This is a genomic window from Gordonia sp. 852002-10350_SCH5691597 (genome assembly GCF_001665715.1).
Classification (GTDB): Bacteria; Actinomycetota; Actinomycetes; order Mycobacteriales; family Mycobacteriaceae; genus Gordonia; species Gordonia sputi.
Genome location: NZ_LZMO01000188.1, coordinates 52430 through 75628, shown reverse-complemented (window position 1 = coordinate 75628; position 23199 = coordinate 52430). Strand labels below are relative to the sequence as shown.

Below are 23199 nucleotides of genomic sequence, written 5' to 3'. Positions count from 1 at the left end.
CCCGAAAGACATGAGGAGTTCACATGACCACGTCACTACCCGCTCAGGTCGCAGCTTCCATCGACGCGACGAATGCCGGTGACCTGCAGGCATTTCTCGACGTCTTCACGCCCGACGGTGCCGTCGACGACTGGGGTCGCGTCTTCACCGGACCTGCCGAGATCACCGGATGGAGCGACAACGAGTTCATCGGGAAGAACGTGACCCTCGCGGTCACCGAGGCGACAACGACCGGCGCCGACACGGTCGTCATCGCAACGGTCGGCGGCGACGGTTTCAACGGACCGTCGACGTTCACCTACACCGTCAGCGGAGACAAGTTGTCGCGCATGACGATTCGAGAGTAACTGAGTCACTCATTCCGCGGTGGCCGTCTTGAAGGCGGCCACCGCGGCGTCATCGAACAGGACGAAACGGATGGCGGTGACCGCGGTGTCGGCGTCGCGGACGGTCCTCACCGCGATGCGGGAGCCGTCGTCCATGGGCCAGCCGTAGACACCCGTCGAGATGGCGGGGAAGGCCACGCTGTCCGCGCCGAGTCCGTCTGCGACACGAAGAGATTCCCGGTAACAGGACGCGAGGAGCTCTGATCGGTCGGTCGACTTCGAATACACCGGTCCGACCGTGTGTATCACCCATTGCGCGTCGAGGTCGCCCGCGGTCGTCGACACCGCGGCACCGGTGGGCAGGCCGTCGGGGTAGCGAGTGGCCCGCAGCTCCCGGCACTCGGCAAGGATCGCGGGACCACCCCTGCGGTGAATCGCGCCGTCGACACCCCCGCCGCCGAGAAGCGACGAGTTCGCCGCGTTGACGATGGCGTCGACCTGTTGCGCGGTGATGTCGCCGCGTACGAGCTCGATATAGGCCATGCCTGCACGCTACGCCGGTATGCCCTGCGGGCACAGGGTCCTACATGCACCCCGCATATCCCTTGCGGCGCAGAGCTTCTCGATGTAACTCTAGGATTCCGCGCGGAGCACTGTGCTGACGATGCCCGAAAGATAGCCCAGCCGCGCGATCTCCGACGGTCGGAAGTCCGGGCCGCCGATCCGGCCGAGCAGCACGGCCTTCCGGCCGTCGCCGAGGGGTGCTGCGGCCAACCGCGTGTCCATCTCCTGCCAGGCACCGGGCACCCAGTCCGCTTCGGGATCGAGCTGCGCGGCCTCGCTGAGCGGAAGCCAGTCGGCGCTGGTCAGCGGAGTTTCGGGCGCACCAGAACTGCCGTAGAGCTGCAGCACCCCGCTCGCCGCCCGGGTGACGACCATCGCCCACGACACCCGCAGCACGCGCGGCGCATTGTCGACGAGTACCTGGAGCCGGTCGTGGTCGGCGGTCGCCACCTGGTCGACGAGTTCGAGTTCGCGGTGGGTGTCGAGCAATCCGCTGTAGGGGCGGATGGAGTCGACGCGCACGCCCGTCACCTTCTCTGCGGCGGTGATCAGTGCGTCGGGGAGCGATCCGGGCGCGGTGTCGACCACGAGGTCGTCGACCGCATAACCGTCACCGCGTTCGACGACCTCGAGAGACAGGATGTCGGCGCCCACGGACCCGAGCTGCACGGCGAGCAGTCCGAGGCTGCCGGGGCGGTCCTCGAGGTACACGCGCAGCAGATATGACACGTGCGACATTGTCGCACCGTGGCAGCGGGCGTGCTCGGATGGCATGGGCCGCGCGCTGTTGTCACGATGGAGGACATGGTTTCGGTTCCCGATCACGACGACGCGCCCGCCACGCAGCACGTCACGACGTCCGTCGCACGACGCATCGAGTCCGGGCGTGAACACGACTTCGTCACCTGGACAGACGCCGGGATCGCGCTGGCCCGCACGTTCCCCGGCTTCCTCGGCGGTGGATGGTTGCGGTCGAGCAGCAAGCCCGACGAGTACTACGTCGTCTACCGCTTCGCCGACGACGATGCGCTCGAGGATTGGAACTCCTCACCGGTGCGTAGAGCGTGGTTGTCGCGCGGTGAGGGTGTGGCCGTCGAGTATGCGACGCATCGCCTCTCGGGTATCGAGGGGTGGTTCGAACCACAGTCGACGTTGACCAACGCGGTCCGGGTGATGGGTGCACCGCCGCCGCGGTGGAAGCAGGCGGTCACCATCTGGCTGGGCTTCTTCCCGATGTCGCTGCTGATCAACTTCCTGGTGATTCCCCATCTCGGTGCGATGCCCCTGGTGTTCAAGACGTTGATCGCGACGCTGATCAACACGCCGATCATGGTCTACCTGGTGCTGCCGTGGATCACCCGCCGACTCAAGCCGTGGCTTCATTGAGGAGCGTCGTGTATTCGCTGTCGGGGCGCAGCCTTGTCGAGAAGTCCATCGTCGAGGACCGCGTCGAATCGGCCGAGAGCGTCGTCGCCTAGGCTTGATGGGGTTGTCGGTGCGCTGTCGCCGATGCCGGCGGGTTTGCTGGTGAGGAAGGACGTGATCTCTTCAAATGTCTGACGGATCTGGGTCGAAGGACGCAGGCTCGACGATCTCGCGTGAGCAGGTCGCGCACCTGGCGCGTCTGTCGCGGCTCGCGCTGAGCGACGACGAGCTCGATCTCTATGCGCAACAGCTCGATTCGATCTTGACGCATGTCGCGCAGGTCTCCGAGGTCGCTGCCGACGACGTTCCCCCGACCGCCCACCCGGCAGCGCTGGCCAACGTCTTGCGTGACGACGTCGTCAAGCCCGGACTGACCACCGAACAGGCGCTCTCCGGTGCGCCCGCCGTCGAGCAGGACCGGTTCGCCGTCCCGCAGATCCTGGGGGAGGAACAGTGAGTTCTCAGACACCGGCCACCCGCGCCGCCACAGACATCACCGGACTCTCGGCCGCAGAACTCGGCGAGAAGATCGCGTCCCGCGAGCTCTCGTCGGTCGAGATCACCCAGGCGCACCTCGATCGCATCGCCGAGATCGACGACCAACTCGGTGCGTTCCTGCATGTGAGCAGCTCCGAGGCGCTCGTCGCCGCCAAGGCCGCTGACGACGCTGTCGCGGCCGGAGAGGCGTCGTCGCCGCTCACCGGCGTGCCGCTCGCGCTCAAGGACGTGTTCACCACGACTGACGCGCCCACCACGTGCGGCTCGAAGATCCTCGAGGGCTGGGTTCCTCCGTATGACGCGAACGTGACCGCGCGGCTGCGCGCGGCGGGCATTCCGATCCTCGGCAAGACCAACATGGACGAGTTCGCGATGGGCAGTTCCACCGAGAACTCCGCCTATCAGCTGACGCGCAACCCCTGGGACACCTCGCGCATTCCGGGCGGTTCCGGCGGTGGCAGCGCCGCGGCCCTCGCGTCGTACCAGGCGCCGCTGGCGATTGGCACCGACACCGGAGGCTCGATCCGTCAGCCCGCCTCGGTCACCGCGACGGTCGGCGTCAAGCCGACCTACGGCACGGTGTCCCGCTACGGACTCGTCGCCTGCGCGTCGTCGTTGGATCAGGGTGGCCCGTGTGGCCGCACCGTCCTCGACACAGCGCTGCTGCACGAGGTCATCGCGGGACACGACCCGCGCGATTCCACCTCGATCGACGTGGCCGTACCCGACGTCGTCGGCGCCGCGCGTGCCGGAGCGTCCGGTGATCTGACGGGCGTGCGGGTCGGCGTCGTGACCGAACTGCAGGGTGAGGGTTACCAGCCCGGCGTGCTCGCCTCGTTCGAGCAGGCAGTCGCCACGCTCACCGAGCGTGGCGCCGAGGTCGTCGAGGTCTCCTGCCCGCACTTCACCTACGCTCTCGGCGCCTACTACCTCATCCTCCCCAGTGAGGTGTCGTCGAACCTCGCTCGCTTCGACGGCATGCGCTACGGGCTGCGCGTCGGCGACGACGGCACGCATAGCGCCGAAGAGGTCATGGCACTGACGCGTGAGGCCGGATTTGGTCCAGAAGTCAAGCGCCGCATCATGATCGGTACCTACGCCTTGTCGTCTGGCTACTACGACGCGTACTACGGCCAGGCGCAGAAGGTCCGCACACTGATCGCGCGCGACTTCTCGACGGCGTTCGAGAGCGTCGACGTCCTCGTTTCGCCGACGACGCCGACGACCGCGTTCCCCATCGGCGACAAGGTCGACGATCCGCTGAGCATGTACCTCTTCGACCTGTGCACACTCCCGGTGAATCTTGCGGGTGTCGGAGCGATGTCGGTGCCGTCCGGTCTGTCGGCCGATGACGGGCTGCCCGTCGGACTGCAGATCATGGCTCCCGCACTCGCCGACGACCGGCTCTACCGGGTGGGCGCTGCGTACGAGGCCGCCCGCGGTCCGATCGTCTGATCGGTTCCGCGCAGGCCTCGGGCCTGATCCGGCCCCGAGTACCGGTGGCCGACGCCTGCGGGGCCGTCGAGCGATCCCGCGAGGTCGGCGGAGTTCTGCACGAAGGTGACCACTGGCAACCACGGGACATGGCGGGTGGGTCTGCCGACCGTGACCGTCTCGGAGGGGCGGGACGGGGTGCGCCAGATCTCCGCCGCCGACCAGGTGGTCACCGGATCGGTCGCGTTCGCGATCACGATGCGCGGCGATCCGTGCGCGTGCGTGGCGACGGTGTCCGCGGGAATCCCGGAGAGAACGGTGGCACTGACGGTGCCGGGTCGATGGTCGTCGGCCCAGACCCGCGCTGTCTCCGCTCCGATCGCGCCGAGGCTCTGGCCGTAGAGGATGATGCGCGGACGTTGCTGTGCGGCAACGGAATCGAGTGCGGAGGTCACCGCCGCAACGACAGCGACAGACGCGCGTCCGGCAGCGTCCCGGTCGGAGACGAACGCCCGCCACGACTGCGTCGACGCGTAGCGGGGCGTGATGGTGTGCATCCGGCCGACGCGCTCACCGATCGCGGTGACCGCACCGGCGTCGATCCATCCCGAACCCGTCGGGACCGCGATCAGCACCGCGTCGTCGCCGGGGCCACCCGCGTCGACCCATTGCTGCACAAGAGCGTTCGCGTCGCGTGCGCTGGTTACCCGAGCACTCAGCGTCGACGCCGACGCTGTGGCCGAGGCGGGCGTGAGCAGTCCGGCGACAACTGAAATGGCGCCTGCGACTGCCAGCGCGCTCAGCCGTGGCGACCAGACGATCGCGGCGGCCACCGCTGTTGTCGGCCCGACCAGGAACGCCAACCACTCGATGCCGACCGGGGCGTAGCCCAGCTCGCTGCGAATCCCGTTCTGCCACCACATGTTTGCCGTGGCTGCGACCATCAGGAACGCACCCGCGGCGATGGTCGGTGACCATCGAGTCGCTCGCCGCGAACGATGACACAGTCTCAGCACGATCAGGGTGATGCTCACGGCAACGGCGGCGCACACGGCGACCACGACGCCCGCGAGCCACGGCGTCCGCGGAAGGGGAGACGGCCAGAGACCTACCCCGGCGGCGAGCACTATCGCCCAGGCGACCGCCGGATGGGGAGGTGAAGGCATGGTGAGTGCTCGATCGGTCCCCGGGATCGTCATCGTGTCGCCCCCGACGGTGACTGTGCGCCCTCGCGCTCGGCGTCGATGTTGCGGTCGGGATCGCCGTGGACATCGCCGTGGAGGAAATGTTCGATCGCCGAGAACGCCGCCGTGAGAAGGTTGTTGCGGTCTTGTGGCGGGCCCTCGCCCTCGTGCCAGGTGTTGAGTCCGAGTCCTACGCGTGCCAGCTCGGCCGCACTCCAGCACAGCGGGTCGTGACAGGTCTCGCGCATCCGTGTCACAAGCGACGTGTCGAGGCCCAGGCGCGCCCAGGCTCCCAACGGATGGCCGACCCGCGCCGAATAGCGCAACAGGTCATAGCCGAAATCGTGAGTGCGACAAAGTGGTTCGAACGACGAGGGCATGGGGACCGGTGACGAGCAGCCGCCATGCGGATTGCTCGCCTTGCCGTCGTCGAGCACCGGTCGGTACCCCATCGTCGGCGCGAACCCGGGTGGGAGGGCAGCTAGTGCCCCGACGCCGTCACCGTCGAGAAGGTGCCTGACGACCGCGGCCGCCGCGGGGTCCTCGGTGGTAGCGGTGTGGTCGGAGGTGTCGGTGTTCGACGTCGAAGCGACCGCCGACTGCGCGGCCGCGTGGCCGGCAGGCGTGATGGGTAGCGTGGCGAACGCGGCGACGCTGACGAGCAGAACTGCGGCTGACCAGCGTCGACGTCGGTGGGTGCGATGGGGGACTCGGTGGCTCGAAGTCATGTCATCGACGCTAGAAATGCAGAGCACCAACCCACATCGGCCGCGAGTCGGGTTGTCGCACAGTCCATTCGCGGTGCTCGGCGTCGTCGACCCGCTACCGGAGAGCGACCCCGATCTCCCTCTCAGGTATGAGGACATCGAGAGCTGACTCGCCTACGGTGGACGGCGAGGTGATCTGATGATGAAGCACGTGCGGACCGGGCTCCGTAAGGCCGGCTCCGCCCTCGTCGACGAGGTGCGCGCTATTCCCGCGCTGTCGGATCCTGATGTGCGACGTTATTTTTCGTCGCGCGCGAATGTGTTCTTCTTCCTAAGCGCCGCAGTGCTTTTCGCTGTGGCGTGGCCGACATCGAGCATGACGCACGACGTCCCGGCGTACGCGATGCCCGCCGTGGCCGCGGCGATCGCATGGCCGGTTGCGCTGGGATGGTCGGCTCCCGTTGTGGGATGGGCGATCTCGTTGCTTGCGGCGATGATCATCGGGTCGGTGGTTCCCACGGTGGGCGGGTGGCCGTGGTCGATCCAGGTCACGCACATCATCGCGATTCTCGTGCTGTCGTTCATGGCCGCACTCCGATGTCCGCTCCGGTGGCTGCCGGTGATCTGGTTGGCGTCGACGTTGGTGATGACGAATTCGGCCCCCGACGACCAGCGGCCGGGATGGATCTTCGGTCTGACGTTCGGTGCCATCGTCATCGCCCTTGTGCGCGGGCTGCTGGCATCGCGTAGGCAGCTGGCCGAGCGCACCCAGGAGACCAGAGCAGCTGAATCCGAGGCAGCGGTCCTGCAGGAGCGTGCACGCATCGCGCGTGACCTCCACGACGTCGTCGCCCACCGGATGTCCATGGTGGTGGTGATGGCCCAGACCGCTCGGTATCGACTGCCCGACGTCAGCGACGCCGCTGCGGCCGAATTCGACGCGATCGCCGTCGCAGCGCGCACCTCGCTCGACGAGGTGCGCCAGCTTCTCGGCGTGCTGCGTGAACCCGACGACACCTCTAATGAGTCGAGTGCGCGGACAGCGCCCAACCCCGGGCTCGAACACATCGAGTCGTTGGTCGAGGCAACACGTCGGGCAGGCGCCGACGTGCAGTTGCATCTGGCGCCCGGAACCGACGTCGGCGAGGCGTCGGGGCTGGCCGTGTACCGGATCGTGCAGGAGTCCCTGGCCAACGCCACCCGCCATGCGCCGGGAGCGCGGACGGACATCTGGCTGCGCGACGGTGCGCAAGGCCAGCTCGAGCTCGCAGTCGTCAACGGTCCGGGCACCGAACCGCCGCTGAATCTTGCGGGCAACGGAGCCGGTATCCCCGGTATGACGGATCGGGCGCGCAGCGTCGGCGGATCACTCGTCACAGCGCTCACCCCTGACGGCGGATTCGCCGTCCGCGCGTGGGTTCCCTCCGGGAACCAGCGCGCGATCGCTTCATCTGACCCAACTGCTACGTCGGACCCAACTGCTTCGTCGGACCCAACTGCTTCATCTGACCCGGTTGCTTGGTCGGACCCCACAGGTTCATCAAAAGCAGGTTCATCAGATACAGATTCATCAGATACAGATTCATCGGATACAGAAAGGTAGCGTGCATCCGGTGTCGATCACGCTTGTCATCGTCGACGACCAGGCGATGGTCCGACAGGGATTCTCGGCGTTGCTCGCCGCCCAACCCGACTTCTCGGTGCTCGGTGATGCCGCCGACGGTGTCGAGGCGGTCGAACTGTGCGCCAGGGTGAGCCCCGACGTCGTGCTCATGGATGTGCGGATGCCCAGGCGTGATGGGCTGTGGGCCGCGCAGCGCATCCTGGCGAGTCAGGCGGGCGTCGAATCCGGTACGGGCGCAGGCGTTCCGGCGAACGGTGCCGCGGGCAGGACGCGCGTGCTGATGTTGACGACCTTCGACATCGACGACTACGTGTATGAAGCGCTGCGGATCGGAGCGTCGGGATTTCTGCTCAAGGATGCGCCCGCCGACGAACTCGTCCGAGCTGTGCGGGTCGTCGCGGCGGGCGATGCATTGCTCGCGCCGTCGATCACCCGCCGACTCATCGCCGAGGTGACCTCGCGCCGTGAGCGACGCACCACATCGCGGGAACTCGCATCCCTCACCCCGCGCGAGCGTGAAGTGTTCGAGTTGGTCGCCGAGGGCAAGTCGAACGCCGAGATCGCGGGCGAACTGTACGTCACCGAGCAGACCGTCAAGACACATGTGAGTGGATTATTGGGAAAACTCGGCCTGCGCGATCGCGCCCAAGCCGTCGTCTACGCCTACGAGCACGGTGTGAAGTGATGAACACCGGCTGTCGCACGGCGCACGGCACGACGGCCAACTAGATTGGACAGCGTTCACCCAGTAAGCGTTCACCCAGGCGGCTAACTCGGATAGCGGCAACTCGGACGGCGGAAGGCACGAAGAGACATGGCGAAGAGATACGGCATTCTCACCTCCGGAGGCGACTGCCCGGGTCTGAATGCGGTCATCCGCGGTGCGGTTCTCAAGGGAGAAACCGTCTATGGGCAGGAGTTCGTCGGCTTTCGTGACGGCTGGTACGGACTCGTCTACGGCGACATCATCGAGCTCGACCGCGCGCGTGTGCGTGGTCTGAGCCACGAGGGCGGAACCATCCTCGGTACCAGTCGATTCGGTCCGTACTCCGAGCCGGACGGTGGCGCGGAGAACATCAAGAAAGTCCTCAAGAACCTCGAGATCGATGGTGTGATCGCCATCGGCGGCGATGGCACGGCCGCCGCGTCGCAGCGCCTGTTCGAAGACGGCATCAACATCGTCGGCGTGCCGAAGACCATCGACAACGACATCGCCGCGACCGACTACACGTTCGGTTTCAACACTGCGGTCGAGATCGCCACGGAGTCCATCGACCGGTTGCGTACCACCGGCAACTCGCACAAACGCTGCATGGTGCTCGAGGTGATGGGCCGTCACGCGGGGTGGATCGCATTGCACTCCGGCATCGCGGGCGGCGCGCATGCCATCTTGATCCCGGAGCATCCCGAGAGTCTCAATCAGATCTGCGCCTGGGTGACGAGCGTGAAGAACCGCGGTCGCTCACCGATGGTCGTCGTCGCCGAGGGCTTCAAACTGCCCGACATGGAGACCGCACATTCGACGAAGGGGCTCGACGGCTTCAACCGGCCCCGACTCGGCGGCATCGCCGAGGTCCTCGCCCCGATGATCGAGGAGCGCACGGGAATCGAGACCCGCGCAACCGTGCTCGGCCACGTGCAGCGCGGTGGAGTGCCGACGGCTTTCGATCGCGTCCTGGCCACCAGACTCGGTATGGCGACGACCGATCTCGTCGCCGACAAGGGCTGGGGGCAGATGGTGGTGCTGCGTGGCACCGAGATCGAGCGCACCACCTTCGACGAGGCGCTGGCCAACCACAAGCAGGTCCCCGCGGCCCAGTATCAGGAAATGCGGGTCATCTTCGGCTGACGGGCCCCGCTCGGCGCGGCTCGGTGATGCGCGGGGTCGATACACACGACCCGACCGACCGGGCGATGCGCGCACGCATAAACTGGACGCCATGACTGCCGCGACCGCCGAACTGATGGACTACGACGAGGTCATCGAGAAGTTCGATCCCGTGATGGGACTCGAGGTGCACGTCGAGCTCGGTACCGATACCAAGATGTTCTGTGCGTGCCCGACCACCTTCGGAGCCGATCCCAACACGCAGGTGTGCTCGGTGTGTATCGGCCTGCCCGGATCTCTCCCCGTGGCCAACGCCAAGGCCATCGAGTACGCGATACGCATCGGACTGGCGCTGAACTGTTCCATCCGGCCGTCGAGCACCTTCGCGCGGAAGAACTACTTCTACCCCGACCAGCCGAAGAACTACCAGATCTCCCAGTACGACGACCCGATCGCCTACGAGGGATACCTCGACGTCGCGCTCTCCGACGGAACGACCTGGCGTGTCGAGATCGAACGCGCTCACATGGAGGAGGACACGGGCAAGTCGCTGCATGTGGGTGGCGACGGCCGCATCCACGGCGCAGATCACTCCCTCCTCGACTACAACCGCGCAGGCGTGCCGCTCGTCGAGATCGTCACCAAGCCGATCACCGGTACCGGAGCGCGTGCCCCCGAGGTCGCGCGCGCCTACGTCACGGCGTTACGAGATCTCCTCAAGTCACTCGACGTCTCGGACGTCCGCATGGATCAGGGATCGCTGCGCTGCGATGCCAATGTGTCATTGATGCGCAAGGATGCCTCCGAGTTCGGCACCCGCACCGAGACCAAGAACGTCAACTCGCTCAAGAGTGTCGAGGTCGCCGTCACCTACGAAATGCGAAGGCAGGCAGCGGTTCTCGAATCGGGCGGCGAGGTCGTGCAGGAGACTCGTCACTTCCACGAATCCGACGGCACCACGTCGGCGGGGCGTCGGAAAGAGACCGCGGAAGACTACCGCTACTTCCCGGAGCCCGATCTGCCTCCCGTGCAACCGGATTCGGCGTGGGTGGCCGAGATCCAAGGCGCATTGCCTGAGTTGCCGTGGGTGCGACGCGCGCGGATCCAGACCGAGTGGGGCGTGTCGGACGAGGTCATGCGCGACCTGGTCAACGTCGGCGCCGTCGACCTCATCATCGCGACCGTCGACGCGGGTGCCGCTCCCGAGGCCGCGCGCGGCTGGTGGGTGTCATTCCTCGCGCAACAGGCCAATACGCGCGACGTCGAACTCGCCGATCTGGCCATCACTCCGGCGCAGGTCGCCTCGGTCATCGGACTCGTCGACGAGGGCAAGCTGACCACCAAGCTCGCGCAGCAGGTCGCGGTCGCGGTGCTCGACGGCGAGGGCGAACCGGAGCAGATCGTGGCCGACCGTGGCCTCGAGGTGGTGCGCGACGACTCCGCACTGCAGAAGGCCGTCGACGAGGCACTGGCCGCCAACCCCGACATCGCCGACAAGATCCGAGGCGGCAAGGTTGCCGCTGCCGGCAAGATCGTGGGCGACGTCATGAAGGCGACGCGCGGTCAGGCCGACCCGGCCCGTGTGAAAGAACTGGTCATCGCCGCCTGCTCCTGACCTGATGACGCCCGAGCCGTTTAGCTCGCGTGCGGAAGAAGTGCGAGCACATCGTCGTCGACGCCGGCGTCGACCAGTCGTGACCGCGTCTGACCGAGCCACGTGTCTGCCCACTCCTGGTCGACGCCGTGCAGGATGTCGTACTGCGCCTGCCACGACACCCTGCGGAAATCCGGGGTGCCGGGCGGGTGCAGTCGTCGCGACATCGCCTCCGATATCTGTTCGGCGGCGAAGAAGAGAAACTCGTCGGCAGAGGTGGTCTGTCTGTCGGAGAGAATGCGTGCACGTTCTCTGACCGTCAGATGCCACACGCCGTCCTGCTGCCAACACGACGGAACACCGTCGTCGCGCAGACGTGACAGCTCGGGGAGGTCGTCGGCGACCGCCCCCATACGATGGCCGAGCTCGACGATGCGGGTCGTCATCGACTCACCGAGCCCGCTGTCGATACCGGTCATCCGGTGGTCACCGGCGGGAACGTCTGCAGCAGGTATCCCGCGCACAGCAGCCAGCCGACGTTGACATCGGTCCCGCACTCCGGGCGGCTCGGCAGAAGCTGTGGGACCACTTCGTACTGAGTGCCGAGACCGGGTTGTTCGAAGGCCGGAGCAATCGGGCCGGTGTAGATCGGGAGTTGCTTGACCACGCGGTACACGTGGTAGTTGCAATACCGGGGACTGGAGCTGTTGACGAGATTCGACGGCGGCAGTGACCGTTTGATGTAACTCGTGCCGGTGGGCGCGAAGAAGTTGCCACCCTCACCGCCATACCGGTCGATGCTCTTGCCGACGTCCAGCGCGGCGCGATGCTTGATGGGCTTGCCGTTCCTGATGACGTAACCCTGTTGCTCCGGATAGCGCCAGTTCGCTTTGGGCTTTGCGTCCGGGTCCCACCACTTCGTCAGGAAGTCCTTGCCGTCGGTGAAGTTGCCGAGGCGCTTATAACCGGCCAACTCAGGTCCGACCGGCGCCTCCGTGGCGAACTCCTTCGGGCCGAGGCGCCAATCACCTGGGCTGTAGAGTTCCGCCGAACAGCCGGCCGAGGTGCCCGGCAAGCCGGGAATGCCGCCGAGACTGCCGAAATCGGAGGAGCCCAAACCCGGTGCCGCGGTGGCTACACCGGCAGACCCGAATGCGAGGGCGAGGATGAACGAGAGTACGAGAACCAGAATGCGACGACGCATGGGCCGTGCCTTTCGCTGAATGATCAGTGGTGAAGGCAGCGTAGAGCGCGCCAACGCCTCCGAAGGGCGGTATTGCGAAACCCGTATGACGAACCGGTGACAGAAAACGAGGCTCGTCCCTTAGGTCCGATTCTCCGACGACGCGGGCGGAATGAAGCGCACGACGCGGTCGTCAGTGGCGACGGGTTTACCCGACGCCTTGTTCACGGTCGCGAAAAGCATTGCGCCACTTGCGGAGCTGACTATCCGACCCAAAGCGCCGTAACGCTTCTCGAGAACGACGGCAGGCGGAGTGATCGTCGGCTTCTCTCGTGTCGGTTCGGTGAGCGCGAGGATCTGCTGGGTGCGCGTGGTGGTCACGAAGATCTGGCCTGATGAGACCGCGCAACCCGCGACATCGGGTTTGTCCGGCCACGTCCACAGCACCTTGGGCCCGCCCGACTCGACGATCTGCAAGCGATCCTCGGTCGCGGTGCGATCGGCGACGTAGAGCGCCCCGGTGTCGTTGTGGCACAGTGCCACGTTCGATCCGAATCCGGAGGCGACGACTTTCGGTGGCGGATTGGCGCCCGACCCGAACGAGGTGACGGACAGCAGTTTGCCCGCGAGCGACGCAGGGTTTGCCGCCGCTGACGAATCACCCGCATCGCTCGTCGCGACGAGGAGTTCGGTGGGGGAGCGGAAGTACAGTGCCCCCATGTTTCCGGTGGCACCCTTCGGAATCCCGGTGAGAATCGGCTTGGCGACGTCGCCCGGCGCGATCCGGACCACCCGATTGTCCGACGGGGTGGTGATGAGGGCGTAGATGAGCCGGTCCTGGCTGTACGTCGGAGACAATGCGAAGTCGACGAGTCCGCCGTCGCCCGAGCCGTCGACGTCGAACGAGGCGATCGCTCGTTGCGGTCCGTAGCGCTTGGCAGTGATCAGTTTGCCCGTCGTGCGCTCGGCGACGACCGTTGTGGTCGCCTGATCGTCGCCGGGCATGAGTCCTCCGGTCGACGCGAGACATGTGGCGATGACCTGGGGGTCGGGGTCGACGCACGGGCCAGTCGGCGGCGGACCTTGATTCTCCGGTGTGCTGGGCTCCGGGGTTGGCGTCTGCTGCTGCTTCTGGGGTGAATCGTTGTTGGCAGAGAAGTCGCCTGCCGCGCGGTCGCGGTCCTGAGCGGAGAAGTCTGCGCAGCCGGTGAGTACGACCGCCGCCAGCATGATCGCCGCGGTCAGCAGTGCCCACAGGCGCACCCGCCGGGATCTGGCGGTTCGATGCCGCTTGTTCCGCCCCTCTCGCATGCACACCACAGTAGGCGATGGTCGACGACTCACCGCGCGCTGTTGGGCGGTGGCCCGTCGGCGACGCTCTACAGTCGAGTGTGTGACTGAACGAGACGACCGGGCTTCTACCGACGACGTCTCCGGAGCGGCGTCGAACTCCGACGATCGCGGTCTGAGGGGAAGTTCGGGCGGCGGTGCCGGACGCGTGGCGGCAGGCAACGCGGAGACGGGCAGCAACGAACCCTACGTTGGTTCCGACGGCGACTCCGCGAGTCCGTACGACGAGACGACCGGGCAGATCCCCATCCAACAACGCCCTGCCGACGACCGTGATGCCTTCTACGACAGGCACTCTCGCGGACGGATGACTCGCGTCGATGAACTCGACGATCTCGATCCGGACGAGGTGCAGACGCGCCCGTTCTCCGCCACGGCCCCGCCTGCTGGGAAGTCGGCTCCGCCTGCCGGGAAGTCGATGCCGCCGGCAGCTTCCTCAGAGTCGGCCGCGGAGGCGACGGGGCATCGACGGCGCCGCAGGCCCGCGCCGCAACGTATCGACGACGCCGCGACCGAACGTTTCGCGAGCTCCGAGCCCGCAACGCCCGAACCTGCACGCGAGCACGGGGACGTTGCCTACCCGGTCACCGCCGCCTCGACCGAGCGCCACGACACCGCGATCATCGACACGGCCACCCCTCAACCCGAACACGACGCCGCCGACTCCGCGACGGCCGAACCCGTCGACCCTGCCACTCCTGAGCCCGTCGACACTGCCAGATTCAGCAGTGCGCGGGCCGATGTCGACGCCGTGCCTACGCCGGTACACGCCGACCATGACGAGTCGCTCGCGGTAGCAGAGCCGCGCGTGCGACGCGGCACCCTCGACCTCGGGCTGCTGCTGTTACGCGTGGCCGTCGGAGTCGTCGTGATGGCGCACGGTTTGTCACACCTGTTCGGTTGGTGGACCGGTACGGGCCTCGACGGGTTCCAGAACGAACTCCTCAATCCCGCGAACCCCGCGATCGGATTCGCAGTGGACGCCGCCAAGCCGCTGGCGGCGGGTATCGCGCTCGCCGAGACGATCGGCGGTCTGATGGTGATCGTCGGACTGCTCACGCCGATCGGCTCGTCGGCGATTCTTGCGGTGATGCTGCTGGCAGCCGCATTCAAGACAACGATTGCCGGTGGGTTCGAGTTCTTCGCGAGCGCGAACGGCGTCGAGTTCGAGCTCATGATGGCCGCAGCGGCCGCCGCCATCATCCTCACCGGACCGGGACTCTATTCATTGGACTATCCGCGTGGCTGGGCCCGCAGACCGTTCATCGGCTCGGTGTTGTGGCTGGTCGTCGGGATCGCCGTCGCGTGCGTGATCTGGATCTTCTGCAACGGCACCGACCCGTTCACCTCTCCGGGTAACCCGACCTGACCGATATCCCGTAACGAGAGGGCTCGACCAGCTGATGTCGCTGGTCGAGCCCCGTTGTTTGACGAGTGCCGCTGACGATCAGTCGACCTTGCGGACGGCTCCCTGGTCGGCGGACGTCGCGAGTTTGGCGTAGGCGCGCAGCGCCGTCGACACCTTGCGGTCACGGTCCTTGGGCTGCCATGGCCGCTCGGAAGCCTCCATCTTGGCGCGACGCTCTGCGAGCACGTCGTCGTCGACGAGCATCTTGAGGGTGCGCGTCTTGACGTCGATGAGGATCTCGTCACCGTTTTCGACGAGAGCGATGTCGCCGCCTGCGGCGGCCTCGGGCGAAGCGTGGCCGATGACGAGTCCCGACGATCCACCGGAGAATCGTCCGTCGGTGACCAGCCCGCACTTCTTGCCCATACCGGTGCCCTTCATAAAGGCCGTCGGGTGCAACATCTCCTGCATGCCCGGGCCACCCGCAGGACCCTCGTAGCGGATGACGAGGACTTCGCCGGCCTGCAACTGCTTCGACAGGATGGCGTGGACCGCGTCTTCCTGGCTTTCGACGACTCGCGCCGGGCCCTGGAAATGCCACAGCGACTCGTCCACGCCTGCGGTCTTGAGGACGGCACCCTTCTCTGCGAGGTTGCCGTGAAGCACGCACAGGCCACCCTCGACGGTGTAGGCGTGTTCGACGTCGCGGATGCAGCCGTCGACGGCGTCGGTGTCCAACGACTCCCAGCGGTTCGACGTGGAGAACGGCTCGGTTGTCCGGACACCGCCGGGTGCCGCGTGGAACAGTTCGATCGCCTCAGGCGTCGCCGTACCGCTGCGGATGTCCCAGTCGGCCAGGTACGACTCGAGCGACGGCGCGTGCACCGGATGCACATTGGTGTTCAGCAGTCCGCCGCGGTTCAGCTCGCCGAGGATCGCCGGGATACCGCCCGCGCGATGCACGTGCTCCATGTAGTACTTGGGCGAGTTGGGTGCGACCTTGGACACACATGGCACGTTGCGCGAGATGCGGTCGATGTCGGTGAGGTTGAAGTTGACCTCGCCCTCCTGCGCCGCGGCGAGGATGTGAAGCACGGTGTTGGTGGAACCGCCCATGGCGACGTCGAGCGCCATCGCATTCTCGAAGGCCTCGCGGGTTGCGACGCTGCGGGGGAGCACCGACTCGTCATCGTCGTGGTAGTAGTTCTTGGCGATCTCGACGACCAATTCGCCCGCCTTCGTGAACAGGTCGCGGCGAGCGACCTGAGTCGCGAGGGTCGATCCGTTGCCGGGCAACGATAGTCCGAGTGCCTCGGTGAGGCAGTTCATCGAATTGGCGGTGAACATACCCGAACACGAGCCGCATGTCGGGCAGGCCGAACGCTCCACCGTGAGCAGTTCCTCGTCGCCGACGTTGCTGTCGGCCGAGGCGGTGATTGCGTCGATGAGGTCGGTGCCGGGGTGGACGACGCCGTTGATGACGACGGACGTTCCCGCTTCCATCGGTCCGCCGGAGACGAAGACCGTTGGGATGTTCAGTCGCATCGCGGCGTTGAGCATGCCCGGAGTGATCTTGTCGCAGTTGGAGATACAGACCAGCGCGTCGGCGGTGTGCGCGTTCACCATGTATTCGACGGAGTCGGCGATGATCTCGCGGCTGGGCAACGAGTAGAGCATGCCGCCATGGCCCATCGCGATGCCGTCGTCGACGGCGATCGTGTTGAACTCCTTGGACACTCCACCCGCGGCCGCCACGGCCTCGGCGACGATCTCTCCGACGTTCTTGAGGTGAACGTGTCCGGGCACGAACTGCGTGTAGGAGTTCGCGATGGCGACGATCGGCTTACCGAAGTCGTCCTCCGTCATTCCGGTTGCGCGCCAGAGTGCGCGAGCGCCGGACGCTTCGCGCCCGACGGTGGTGGTTCGTGACCTCAAGGCTGGCATGGGGTTCCTCGATCGTTCGGTGTCCGCGCGAGGCGGACCGTGTGGACTCGCGATGCGCCGACTGCGGCGCTGTGGATGTCTCAACGCCACACCAGACGCGAATATTCGCTCACCGTTTTCGTGTGCGACCGGAAACGGTCGTCTGGCCTGACACCTCGGCGGGTCCGCACCGGGTTCGACTGGGCTGAGCCAACTCGCGTCGTCACTCCGATGGGCGTGGCGAAGCGGGTTCGCTCATCAACGGTACTCCCCGCTGACGTGCGGGAACAAAACAGATCTCGGCCGACGACCCGCGCGCGTCGGCCGCCCGGCGATGGATTCACACGGCTCAGATACCCAACACCGATTTGGCGATCATGAAGTAGAGCAGGAGGCCTGTTGCATCGCAGAAGGTCGAAATGAACGGAGTGGAGAACACTGCGGGGTCGACTTTGATCGACTTGGCGATCAGCGGCATGAGCCCGCCGACCGTCGCGGCCATGGTGCAGATCGACACGATGGTCACGCCGATGACCGTGCCGATTCGGAAGTCGTAGACCAGGCCCGCGATGACGAACCCGACGAGCCCGAGGCTGACGCCGAGTGTCAGTCCGACTCGGAACTCCTTGCCGACGACCCGGACCACATCGCGAGGCGCGACGTCGTTGACGGCGAGTGCTCGGGTGACCGTCACCGCGGCTTGCGAACCGGTATTGCCGCCGATGCCGGTCAGCAGGGGAATGAACAGCGCAAGCGCCACCATCTCGTCGAGCGTCGCCTCGAAGATCTCGAGGACGTTGACGGTGAGGATCGCCGAGATGGCAAGGACGAAGAGCCACACGATCCGTGATCGGGTGATGGAGAAGACCGAGGCGAGCAGATACGGCTCGTCGAGCGGCTCGCTTGCGCCGGCACGCGCCTCGTCGACGTCTCGGGCCTGCTCGATGACTTCGACGGCGTCGTCGAGAGTCAGCACCCCGACGACCCTGTTCTCGCTGTCGACGACCGGCATGGCGAGGATGCCGCGGTCGACGCAGCGTTGCGCAGTCGACTCCGCGTCGTCGTCGGCGGCGGCAGCGACGGGCTTGCGCATGAGGTCGCCGACCGGGATCTCGGGATCGGCGAGCAGGAGATCGCGCAGGCTCACCACACCCTCGAGGACGCGGTGGTGGTTGATCACCGGGATGGTGTAGATCGTCTCGACCTCGGAGCCGCGCTCTTTGACGCGCGCGAGAGCTGCGGCGACCGGTTCGTCGACGTAGGCATGAACTATTTCCGGACTCATCCGCCTGCCGACCGAACCGCGCGCATAGCCGAGGACGACGCCGGTGGCATCACGTTCTTCGGGTGTCAGGTCTGCGATCAGCGTGTTGGCGACGGCCGCGGGCAATTCGTCGAGCAGTTCGGCGCGGTCATCGGGATCGAGATTGTCGAACGCCTCGGCGACCGCGGTGGTGCCGAGGTCGTCGATCAGGTGGCGCTGCGACCGCGGGCTGAGGTCGTCGAAGACGTCGACGGCTACGTCCTTGGGCAGCAGTCGAAACGCGATACCGCTGTGCTTGCGGGGGAGTCTGTCCAGAATGGCGGCGACGTCGTGGTGGGGAAGGGTGGAGAGGTATGCCGACGTCTGGGCCAGCTCGCCCGCGTCGATGAGGCCGTCGATGTCGTGGGCGGAAACGGTGGGGCTTGCCACCCCAGAACCTTAACGCGACGGCCGGGTTCGGGCGGGTTGACGATGACTGCTGGGCACGATTCTGCGTGTCAGCGTCTCGGGCGTCAGGATTCTGCCGCGGCCGCGGCGGCGTATGGATCGGGGATACGGCCGCGACTCGCGGCGGACAGCAATGGCAGGTCGCGGAACATCAACGCCGGCAATCGGACTTTCGAGCCGTCGGACAGCACTGCCCGAACGGGTCCCCACTTGGAGAACTGCAGACCCGCAATGTCCGACCACGCGATGCGCCTGGTGCGAAACGTGCCTACCGCGGTGATCCCGTCCGCGGTGACGACAGTCCGGATTCGAGCGATCCACAGGGCGAGCAGGATCGGGATGATCAGTGTCCAGCCGAGCCACACCAGCGACGTGCCCGCCAGGATGATCGCAACGATGAACGCCGCGGGCACCGCGAAGTAGGCCAGCTTCTGTACCCGGAAAGCCTGTGGCAGCTCGACCGCATCCTCGGTTGAGGAGTCCTCGAGTGACAGGTCCTCGCTCGGGGGGACGTCGTCGGGGAGGTCGCTGGAAGTCGGCTGGTCAGACGAAGGCACGACCCCATTGTGTCATCCTCGCCCGGTGGCCCGTCCACGCAGTGCGTTCCCACGATGTGGGACTCAGGTGTCCGTAGTTTGACTCAGTGATGTGCACAGCCCTACCGTGAACAACGTGATGCACAAGGATCTTCTCGTAGTAATCGGCCGGCGCGTCGTCGCCTGATCGGTCACTTCGTAGACCCAACCAGCATCGACGCGCCACCCTCGAACAGCCTTGCTGTCGGGGGTTTTTTGTTGTCAACGACATGGTGAACCGATCTCCATGCGCAATCACAAGTCAATCGAATCCCAGTCCGTCCCAGGACGCCGAACAGAAGATGTGAGGACCGTGCAGTGAGCGCACCAACAGCACGCGCCGCCAGCGGGGCCGATGCCACAACCGAGCCCGCAGCCAAGAGTAATGGCACCGCAGCCAACGTGCTGCGCGAACAATCACCGGCGGCGGGCACGCTCCGCGCCGTGCCGCAGAACACCGTCGCACCCGAGCGGGTCAGCGGTGCGCAGTCGGTGGTTCGATCGCTCGAGGAGCTCGGCGTCGAGGTGGTTTTCGGCATTCCCGGCGGCGCTGTTCTGCCGGTCTACGACCCCCTTCTCGACTCGCAGAAGGTGCGGCATGTTCTCGTTCGTCATGAGCAGGGTGCTGGTCACGCTGCCACCGGCTATGCACAGGTCACCGGTCGCGCCGGAGTCATGATGGCGACGTCGGGTCCCGGTGCGACCAACCTCGTCACGCCGCTCGCCGACGCGCAGATGGACTCGGTCCCCGTCGTGGCGATCACCGGCCAGGTCGGCCGGGCACTGATCGGCACCGACGCGTTCCAGGAGGCCGATATCTCCGGCATCACGATGCCGGTCACCAAGCACAACTTCTTGGTGAGCAACGCCATCGACATCCCCCGGATCATCGCCGAGGCGTTCCACATCGCCGAAAGCGGCCGTCCCGGTGCGGTTCTCGTCGACATCCCCAAGGACATCCTGCAGGCGCAGACCACCTTCTCGTGGCCACCGCAGATCGATCTGCCCGGCTACCGTCCGGTGACCAAGCCGCACGGCAAGCAGGTTCGTGAGGCAGCTCGACTGATCAACGCCGCGAAGCACCCCGTGCTCTACGTCGGTGGCGGTGTCATCAAGGCCAACGCATCGCCGGAGTTGCTCGAACTTGCCGAGCTGACCGGCATCCCCGTCGTCACCACCCTGATGGCTCGCGGAGCGTTCCCGGATTCGCACCAGCAGCACCTCGGCATGCCCGGCATGCACGGCACCGTGGGAGCCGTTGCGGCACTGCAGCGTTCGGATCTGTTGATCACTCTCGGCGCGCGCTTCGACGACCGTGTCACCGGACAGTTGGCGTCGTTCGCGCCCGACGCGAAGGTGATCCACGCCGACATCGATCCCGCTGAGATCGGCAAGAACCGCGTCGCCGATGTCCCGATCGTCGGCGACTGCAAGGCTGTCATCTCCGATCTGATCGAGACGCTGCGCAACGAGCGTGCCACCAGTGACACGTCACAGGATCTCACCGAGTGGTGGGCCTACCTCGACCGCATCCGCCGCACCTACCCGGTGAGCTACGACCGTCCCGCCGACGGTTCGATGTCGCCGGAGTTCGTCATCTCGCGCGTCGGGCAGCTCGCGGGCCCCGACGCCGTGTACTGCGCGGGCGTCGGTCAGCACCAGATGTGGGCCGCACAGTTCATCTCCTACGAGAAGCCACGCACGTGGCTGAACTCGGGTGGTCTCGGCACGATGGGCTACGCCGTTCCCGCGGCGATGGGCGCCAAGATGGCCGATCCCGACGCCGAGGTGTGGGCCATCGACGGCGATGGTTGTTTCCAGATGACTAACCAGGAGCTGGCCACCTGCGCGATCGAGGGCATCCCGATCAAGGTGGCGCTGATCAACAACGGCAACCTCGGTATGGTCCGCCAGTGGCAGACGCTCTTCTACGAGGAGCGCTACTCCAATACCGACCTCTCGACCCACTCGCGGCGAATCCCCGACTTCGTCAAGCTCGCGGAAGCGTTGGGCTGCGCAGCATTCCGTGTCGAGAACGAAGCCGACGTCGACGACGTGATCGCCAAGGCGCGTGAGATCAACGACCGCCCGGTCGTCATCGACTTCATCGTCGGCGCCGACGCCCAGGTCTGGCCGATGGTCGCAGCGGGTACCGGCAACGACGAGATCATGGCCGCCCGCGATATCCGGCCGCTCTTCGACGACGACGAGTCGGCCGCGGAGGACGTCGCCGAGATCCACGAAATCGTCAACCAGCAGACCAATCTCGGCCAGGAGGGTCGCAAGTGAGTACTCATACCCTGAGCGTTCTGGTCGAGGACCTGCCCGGTGTCCTCGCGCGCGTGTCGTCGCTCTTCTCGCGCCGCGGATTCAACATCGAGTCGCTCGCTGTCGGCCCGACCGAGATGAAGGGTGTCTCGCGAATGACCATCATGGTCTCCGTCGAGGACTTCCCACTCGAGCAGGTCACCAAGCAGCTCAACAAGCTGATCAATGTGATCAAGATCGTCGAGCAGGACCCGGCGTCGTCGGTGTCCCGCGAACTGATGATGGTCAAGGTGCGCTCCGACGCTTCGGTGCGCAGCGAGGTCATCGAGGTCGTGAATCTGTTCCGCGCCAAGGTGATCGACGTCTCGCCCGAGTCGTTGACCATCGAGGCGACCGGAACGTCGGAAAAATTGGAGGCCCTGCTGCGGATGCTCGATCCGTACGGCATCCGCGAGATCGCCCAGTCTGGTGCGGTCACACTGGGTCGAGGACCCAAGAGCATGTCGGCCAACCGCTGACGTTCTGAAGAAAACAACCTGTCGTAAGACAACATACGAGCCCCGGCCGCGAGACCACTTCGACTGGGGCACAAGTAGATATCGAAGGGAATCCAACTGTGGCGATCGAATTGTTCTATGACGACGATGCCGATCTGTCGATCATCCAGGGCCGCAAGGTCGCTGTGATCGGCTACGGCAGCCAGGGCCACGCGCACTCGCTGTCGCTGCGCGACTCCGGCGTCGACGTCGCGATCGGCCTGCGTGAGGGCTCCAAGTCGCGTGAGAAGGCGGAAGAGCAGGGCCTCAAGGTCATGTCGAACGCCGAGGCCGCCAAGTGGGCCGACGTCATCATGCTGCTCGCTCCCGACACCTCGCAGGCCAAGATCTTCACCGAGGACATCGAGCCGAACCTCAAGGACGGCGACGCGCTGTTCTTCGGCCACGGCCTCAACATCCACTTCGGCCTGATCAAGGCGCCGGAGAACGTCACCGTCGCGATGGTTGCCCCGAAGGGCCCCGGTCACCTCGTGCGTCGTCAGTTCGTCGACGGCAAGGGCGTTCCCGCCCTGATCGCCGTCGACCAGGACCCCAAGGGTGAGGGACAGGCGCTTGCACTGTCGTACGCCTCGGCTATCGGTGGTGGCCGCGCCGGCGTCATCAAGACGACCTTCAAGGAAGAGACCGAGACCGACCTCTTCGGTGAGCAGGCTGTGCTCTGTGGTGGCACCGAGGAACTGATCAAGACCGGCTTCGAGGTCATGGTCGAGGCGGGCTACGCACCCGAGATGGCCTACTTCGAGGTGCTGCACGAGCTCAAGCTCATCGTCGACCTGATCTACGAGGGTGGCATCGCTCGCATGAACTATTCGGTGTCCGACACCGCGGAGTTCGGTGGCTACCTGTCGGGCCCGCGTGTCATCGACGCCGACACCAAGGACCGCATGCGCGCCATCCTCTCCGACATCCAGGACGGCACCTTCGTCAAGCGCCTCGTCGCCAACGTCGAGGGCAGCAACAAGGAGCTCGAGGATCTGCGTCAGAAGAACGCCGAGCACCCGATCGAGGTCACCGGCAAGAAGCTGCGCGACCTGATGAGCTGGGTGGATCGTCCGATCACCGAAACCGCCTGATACTCAAAGCGCTCAGCACCGGCCCGG

At 66.0% G+C, this 23199-nt stretch carries 22 protein-coding genes; 12 read left to right on the top strand and 10 right to left on the bottom strand.

The window, feature by feature from the left end:
- Positions 1 to 23 precede the first annotated feature (23 nt).
- Entirely contained in the window at positions 24 to 347 is a 324-nt protein-coding gene (locus A5777_RS13735) for a nuclear transport factor 2 family protein (protein WP_064863067.1), read from the top strand.
- Between the two features lie 9 nt (positions 348 to 356).
- Here the strand turns inward: A5777_RS13735 and A5777_RS13730 are convergent, their stop codons facing one another.
- Both A5777_RS13730 and A5777_RS13725 read right to left on the bottom strand, forming a co-directional pair.
- On the bottom strand, positions 357 to 869 hold the full coding sequence (locus A5777_RS13730; RefSeq protein ID WP_064863066.1) for an O-acetyl-ADP-ribose deacetylase: 513 nt from the start codon (positions 867 to 869) through the stop codon (positions 357 to 359).
- Between the two features lie 90 nt (positions 870 to 959).
- Entirely contained in the window at positions 960 to 1628 is a 669-nt protein-coding gene (locus A5777_RS13725; RefSeq protein ID WP_064863065.1) for a hypothetical protein, read from the bottom strand.
- 57 nt (positions 1629 to 1685) lie between these two features.
- Here A5777_RS13725 and A5777_RS13720 point away from each other — a divergent pair, with 57 nt between their 5' ends.
- From A5777_RS13720 to gatA, 3 genes are all read left to right on the top strand, one after another.
- Positions 1686 to 2276 carry an antibiotic biosynthesis monooxygenase gene (locus A5777_RS13720; RefSeq protein WP_064863064.1) on the top strand — a complete coding sequence of 197 codons (591 nt, stop codon included), beginning with the start codon at positions 1686 to 1688 and terminating at the stop codon, positions 2274 to 2276.
- A 166-nt stretch (positions 2277 to 2442) separates the two neighbouring features.
- Positions 2443 to 2772, top strand: a complete 330-nt coding sequence (gene gatC, locus A5777_RS13715) for an Asp-tRNA(Asn)/Glu-tRNA(Gln) amidotransferase subunit GatC (RefSeq protein WP_064863063.1) — start codon at positions 2443 to 2445, stop codon at positions 2770 to 2772.
- Positions 2769 to 4268, top strand: a complete 1500-nt coding sequence (gatA, locus tag A5777_RS13710; RefSeq protein ID WP_064863062.1) for an Asp-tRNA(Asn)/Glu-tRNA(Gln) amidotransferase subunit GatA — start codon at positions 2769 to 2771, stop codon at positions 4266 to 4268. Before gatC ends, gatA begins: the two co-directional genes overlap by 4 nt.
- Here the strand turns inward: gatA and A5777_RS13705 are convergent.
- Together A5777_RS13705 and A5777_RS13700 are read right to left on the bottom strand one after the other, a co-directional pair.
- Entirely contained in the window at positions 4220 to 5413 is a 1194-nt protein-coding gene (locus A5777_RS13705; protein ID WP_231895063.1) for an alpha/beta-hydrolase family protein, read from the bottom strand. The genes gatA and A5777_RS13705 overlap by 49 nt on opposite strands.
- A 29-nt stretch (positions 5414 to 5442) precedes the next feature.
- Positions 5443 to 6159: a hypothetical protein gene (locus A5777_RS13700; RefSeq protein WP_231895062.1), complete on the bottom strand. Its 717-nt coding sequence runs from the start codon at positions 6157 to 6159 to the stop codon at positions 5443 to 5445.
- 178 nt (positions 6160 to 6337) lie between these two features.
- Between A5777_RS13700 and A5777_RS13695 the strand changes: the two genes are divergently transcribed.
- From A5777_RS13695 to gatB, 4 genes are all read left to right on the top strand, one after another.
- Positions 6338 to 7741 carry a sensor histidine kinase gene (locus tag A5777_RS13695; protein ID WP_082933668.1) on the top strand — a complete coding sequence of 468 codons (1404 nt, stop codon included), beginning with the start codon at positions 6338 to 6340 and terminating at the stop codon, positions 7739 to 7741.
- A gap of 10 nt (positions 7742 to 7751) precedes the next feature.
- The gene (locus A5777_RS13690; RefSeq protein WP_064863103.1) at positions 7752 to 8447 is read left to right on the top strand and encodes a response regulator; all 696 of its coding nucleotides are present in this window, start codon (positions 7752 to 7754) and stop codon (positions 8445 to 8447) included.
- Positions 8448 to 8576: 129 nt separating this feature from the next.
- Positions 8577 to 9611: an ATP-dependent 6-phosphofructokinase gene (locus A5777_RS13685; protein ID WP_064863059.1), complete on the top strand. Its 1035-nt coding sequence runs from the start codon at positions 8577 to 8579 to the stop codon at positions 9609 to 9611.
- Positions 9612 to 9702: 91 nt separating this feature from the next.
- The gene (gene gatB / locus A5777_RS13680) at positions 9703 to 11205 is read left to right on the top strand and encodes an Asp-tRNA(Asn)/Glu-tRNA(Gln) amidotransferase subunit GatB (RefSeq protein WP_064863058.1); all 1503 of its coding nucleotides are present in this window, start codon (positions 9703 to 9705) and stop codon (positions 11203 to 11205) included.
- Between the two features lie 20 nt (positions 11206 to 11225).
- Here the strand turns inward: gatB and A5777_RS13675 are convergent, their stop codons facing one another.
- The 3 genes from A5777_RS13675 to A5777_RS13665 form a co-directional block, all read right to left on the bottom strand.
- Complete coding sequence (locus tag A5777_RS13675; protein WP_064863057.1) at positions 11226 to 11663, bottom strand: Imm63 family immunity protein; 438 nt, start codon at positions 11661 to 11663, stop codon at positions 11226 to 11228.
- The gene (locus tag A5777_RS13670) at positions 11660 to 12388 is read right to left on the bottom strand and encodes a TNT domain-containing protein (RefSeq protein WP_064863056.1); all 729 of its coding nucleotides are present in this window, start codon (positions 12386 to 12388) and stop codon (positions 11660 to 11662) included. The genes A5777_RS13675 and A5777_RS13670 overlap by 4 nt, the downstream gene beginning before the upstream one ends.
- Positions 12389 to 12508: 120 nt before the next feature.
- Positions 12509 to 13597, bottom strand: a complete 1089-nt coding sequence (locus tag A5777_RS13665; protein ID WP_197502382.1) for a PQQ-dependent sugar dehydrogenase — start codon at positions 13595 to 13597, stop codon at positions 12509 to 12511.
- Between the two features lie 268 nt (positions 13598 to 13865).
- Here A5777_RS13665 and A5777_RS13660 point away from each other — a divergent pair, with 268 nt between their 5' ends.
- A complete protein-coding gene (locus A5777_RS13660; RefSeq protein ID WP_064863101.1) occupies positions 13866 to 15086 on the top strand; it encodes a DoxX family protein in 1221 nt (406 codons plus the stop codon).
- A gap of 78 nt (positions 15087 to 15164) precedes the next feature.
- Here the strand turns inward: A5777_RS13660 and ilvD are convergent, their stop codons facing one another.
- The 3 genes from ilvD to A5777_RS13645 form a co-directional block, all read right to left on the bottom strand.
- Complete coding sequence (gene ilvD, locus A5777_RS13655; protein WP_064863055.1) at positions 15165 to 17009, bottom strand: dihydroxy-acid dehydratase; 1845 nt, start codon at positions 17007 to 17009, stop codon at positions 15165 to 15167.
- Positions 17010 to 17337: 328 nt separating this feature from the next.
- Positions 17338 to 18681 (bottom strand): magnesium transporter, encoded by a 1344-nt coding sequence (mgtE, locus tag A5777_RS13650; protein WP_064863054.1) that lies wholly within the window; start codon positions 18679 to 18681, stop codon positions 17338 to 17340.
- A gap of 83 nt (positions 18682 to 18764) precedes the next feature.
- Positions 18765 to 19256 carry a PH domain-containing protein gene (locus A5777_RS13645; RefSeq protein WP_231895061.1) on the bottom strand — a complete coding sequence of 164 codons (492 nt, stop codon included), beginning with the start codon at positions 19254 to 19256 and terminating at the stop codon, positions 18765 to 18767.
- A gap of 336 nt (positions 19257 to 19592) precedes the next feature.
- Here A5777_RS13645 and A5777_RS13640 point away from each other — a divergent pair, with 336 nt between their 5' ends.
- The 3 genes from A5777_RS13640 to ilvC all read left to right on the top strand — a co-directional run bounded on the left by A5777_RS13640 (position 19593) and on the right by ilvC (position 23172).
- The gene (locus A5777_RS13640) at positions 19593 to 21563 is read left to right on the top strand and encodes an acetolactate synthase large subunit (protein WP_064863053.1); all 1971 of its coding nucleotides are present in this window, start codon (positions 19593 to 19595) and stop codon (positions 21561 to 21563) included.
- A complete protein-coding gene (gene ilvN / locus A5777_RS13635; RefSeq protein WP_005205228.1) occupies positions 21560 to 22060 on the top strand; it encodes an acetolactate synthase small subunit in 501 nt (166 codons plus the stop codon). The genes A5777_RS13640 and ilvN overlap by 4 nt, the downstream gene beginning before the upstream one ends.
- 98 nt (positions 22061 to 22158) lie before the next feature.
- Positions 22159 to 23172 carry a ketol-acid reductoisomerase gene (gene ilvC / locus A5777_RS13630; protein WP_064863052.1) on the top strand — a complete coding sequence of 338 codons (1014 nt, stop codon included), beginning with the start codon at positions 22159 to 22161 and terminating at the stop codon, positions 23170 to 23172.
- The last annotated feature ends 27 nt before the right edge of the window (positions 23173 to 23199 follow it).

Excerpts from the sequence above, each read along its gene's own strand:
- A5777_RS13735 (WP_064863067.1), top strand. The coding sequence starts at position 24 with ATGACCACGTCACTACCCGCTCAGGTCGCAGCTTCCATCGACGCGACG.
- A5777_RS13730 (WP_064863066.1), bottom strand. The coding sequence starts at position 869 with ATGGCCTATATCGAGCTCGTACGCGGCGACATCACCGCGCAACAGGTC.
- A5777_RS13725 (WP_064863065.1), bottom strand. The coding sequence starts at position 1,628 with ATGTCGCACGTGTCATATCTGCTGCGCGTGTACCTCGAGGACCGCCCC.
- A5777_RS13720 (WP_064863064.1), top strand. The coding sequence starts at position 1,686 with ATGGAGGACATGGTTTCGGTTCCCGATCACGACGACGCGCCCGCCACG.
- gatC (WP_064863063.1), top strand. The coding sequence starts at position 2,443 with ATGTCTGACGGATCTGGGTCGAAGGACGCAGGCTCGACGATCTCGCGT.
- A5777_RS13705 (WP_231895063.1), bottom strand. The coding sequence starts at position 5,413 with ATGCCTTCACCTCCCCATCCGGCGGTCGCCTGGGCGATAGTGCTCGCC.
- A5777_RS13700 (WP_231895062.1), bottom strand. The coding sequence starts at position 6,159 with ATGACTTCGAGCCACCGAGTCCCCCATCGCACCCACCGACGTCGACGC.
- A5777_RS13695 (WP_082933668.1), top strand. The coding sequence starts at position 6,338 with ATGATGAAGCACGTGCGGACCGGGCTCCGTAAGGCCGGCTCCGCCCTC.
- A5777_RS13685 (WP_064863059.1), top strand. The coding sequence starts at position 8,577 with ATGGCGAAGAGATACGGCATTCTCACCTCCGGAGGCGACTGCCCGGGT.
- gatB (WP_064863058.1), top strand. The coding sequence starts at position 9,703 with ATGACTGCCGCGACCGCCGAACTGATGGACTACGACGAGGTCATCGAG.
- A5777_RS13675 (WP_064863057.1), bottom strand. The coding sequence starts at position 11,663 with ATGACCGGTATCGACAGCGGGCTCGGTGAGTCGATGACGACCCGCATC.
- A5777_RS13670 (WP_064863056.1), bottom strand. The coding sequence starts at position 12,388 with ATGCGTCGTCGCATTCTGGTTCTCGTACTCTCGTTCATCCTCGCCCTC.
- A5777_RS13665 (WP_197502382.1), bottom strand. The coding sequence starts at position 13,597 with ATGCTGGCGGCGGTCGTACTCACCGGCTGCGCAGACTTCTCCGCTCAG.
- ilvD (WP_064863055.1), bottom strand. The coding sequence starts at position 17,009 with ATGCCAGCCTTGAGGTCACGAACCACCACCGTCGGGCGCGAAGCGTCC.